The sequence below is a fragment of the Streptomyces sp. 8K308 genome (genome assembly GCF_004348315.1).
In the GTDB taxonomy this organism is placed as follows: domain Bacteria; phylum Actinomycetota; class Actinomycetes; order Streptomycetales; family Streptomycetaceae; genus Streptomyces.
This window is the reverse complement of the sequence record NZ_SMKC01000574.1, coordinates 1-2069: the sequence shown is the minus strand read 5'-3', so window position 1 is coordinate 2069 and position 2069 is coordinate 1. Positions and strand designations below refer to the sequence as shown.

3 protein-coding genes are annotated in these 2069 nt (G+C 71.1%); 2 read left to right on the top strand and 1 reads right to left on the bottom strand.

Annotated features, from left to right (window positions below; translation table 11 throughout):
- The first annotated feature begins 1 nt into the window (after position 1).
- The gene (locus tag E1265_RS35795) at positions 2–694 is read left to right on the top strand and encodes a Clp protease N-terminal domain-containing protein (protein ID WP_132935109.1); all 693 of its coding nucleotides are present in this window, start codon (positions 2–4) and stop codon (positions 692–694) included.
- Here the strand turns inward: E1265_RS35795 and E1265_RS35790 are convergent.
- Positions 651–1187, bottom strand: a complete 537-nt coding sequence (locus tag E1265_RS35790) for a MarR family transcriptional regulator (RefSeq protein WP_243741350.1) — start codon at positions 1185–1187, stop codon at positions 651–653. The two genes, E1265_RS35795 and E1265_RS35790, sit on opposite strands and share 44 nt — an antisense overlap.
- A gap of 85 nt (positions 1188–1272) precedes the next feature.
- Between E1265_RS35790 and E1265_RS35785 the strand changes: the two genes are divergently transcribed.
- A partial coding sequence (locus E1265_RS35785; protein WP_132935108.1) for an ABC transporter ATP-binding protein occupies positions 1273–2069 on the top strand: 797 nt, incomplete at its 3' end.

Sequence of the window (2069 nt, the reverse complement as noted above, 5' to 3'; positions counted from 1 at the left end):
CATCAGCCTCGACGAGCTGATCGAGGCCATCAAGAAGGTCCATCCCGACCCCCTCGACCAGCTCGCCGACGCCGTCATCGCGGCCGACCACCTCGGCGAGGTGGCCGACCACCTCATCGGCCACTTCGTCGACCAGGCCAGGCGCTCCGGCGCTTCCTGGACCGACATCGGCCGCAGCATGGGCGTCACCCGGCAGGCGGCGCAGAAGCGCTTCGTGCCCAAGGACCCGACCGATCCGAGCCAGGGCTTCGAGCGCTACACGCTCCGGGCCAGGCATGTCGTGGCGAGCGCGGAGCGGCTGGCGCGCGAGGGCCGCCGGCCCGAGATCGCCACGGGGCACCTGCTACTCGCCCTGGCGAGCGACCCCGACAGCCTGGCCGGCAAGGTGATCACGGCAGCCGGCGTGACGCTGGACGCGGTCGCGGAGGCCGCCACCGCGACCCTGCCGCCGGCGGCCGACGAGGCACCCGAGCTGATCCCGTTCGACGCGGGCGGGCGCAAGGCGCTCGAGCTGACCTTCCGCGAGGCGCTGCGCCTCGGCCACAACTACATCGGCACCGAGCATCTGCTGCTCGCGCTCCTCGAGCACGAGGACGGCACGGGCCCGCTGTCCGGACTCGGCATCCGCAAGGCCGCGGTGGAGGGCGACATCACGGCCGCCCTGGCTCGCCTGACGGGCGGTCCGCAGCAGTAGCCCGGGCGGTCTGCCGCTCGTTCCACCGGGAGAGCACACCTTTCAGCTCCATCTGCAGGAACTCCATGAACTCGGCGGTATCCGCCATCCGGTGGGCCGCCGGGGTGCCGGGACTGACCACCTCGAGCCCGGCACGCATGGTGTCGGCCCAGCGCCGCAGGAGGGCGTCGCGGTTGATCATGGCTCCATACCAGGTGTCGTGCAGCACGCGATAGCGCTCACGCCGAGAGCCCGGCTCGCGCTGCCGGCTGAGCAGGTGTACCTGATCCAGGTAGCGGACCGCTCCCGAGACGGCGGCCGGCGAGATCCGCAGCCGGCCGGCCAGCTCTACGGAGCTGAGCGTGGCCTCCTGGGAGGCCAGCAGGCAGGCGAACACCCGGGCGGGCATGCGCGGCATGCCCGCCTGGATGAGGTCGGCCGCGAACCGCTCCACGAAGGCGGCCACGTCGTCCGTGTACTCGCCCTGCGGCGTCGTCATACCCTGCTCGATCACCTGGCCATCCTCGCATTTCGCCGGATCGGGGCCTTGACAGCTCCTTAACTTCACAGATTTCTGAAGATACCGTAGATTCAAAACCATGACATCGGCAACCAACGCGATCACCGTTTCCGGGCTGGTGAAGACCTTCGGGCACACCCGGGCCCTCGACGGCCTCGACCTGGAGGTCGCCCAGGGGGAGGTCCACGGCTTCCTCGGCCCGAACGGCGCGGGGAAGTCCACCACCATCCGCGTGCTGCTCGGCCTGCTGCGCCAGGACTCGGGGGCGGTGCAGATGCTCGGCGGCGACCCCTGGCAGGACGCCGTGGAGCTGCACCGCAGGCTCGCCTACGTGCCGGGGGACGTCGAGCTGTGGCCGAACCTCACGGGCGGCGAGGCCATCGGCCTGCTCGGCCGGCTGCGCGGCGGCCTCGACGAGGCGCGCCGCGCCGAGCTGATCGAGCGCTTCGACCTCGACCCCACCAAGAAGGGAAGGACCTACTCCAAGGGCAACCGGCAGAAGGTCGCCATCGTCGCCGCGCTGGCGTCCCGGGCCGACCTGCTCCTGCTCGACGAGCCCACCGCCGGCCTCGACCCCCTGATGGAGGTCGTCTTCCAGGACGCCATCACCGAGGCCAAGGCCGCCGGCAAGACCGTCCTGCTCTCCAGCCACATCCTCGCCCAGGTCGAGAAGCTGTGCGACCGCGTCAGCATCATCCGGCTCGGCCGCATCGTGCAGTCCGGCTCCCTCAGCGACATGCGGCACCTCACCCGCACCACCATCGAGGTCGAGACCAGCGACCCCGTCTCCGGGCTCGACCAGCTGCCGGGCGTCCACGACCTCCGCGTCGAGAGCGGCAAGGTCCACCTCAGCGTGGACGGCGCCCACCTCGACAC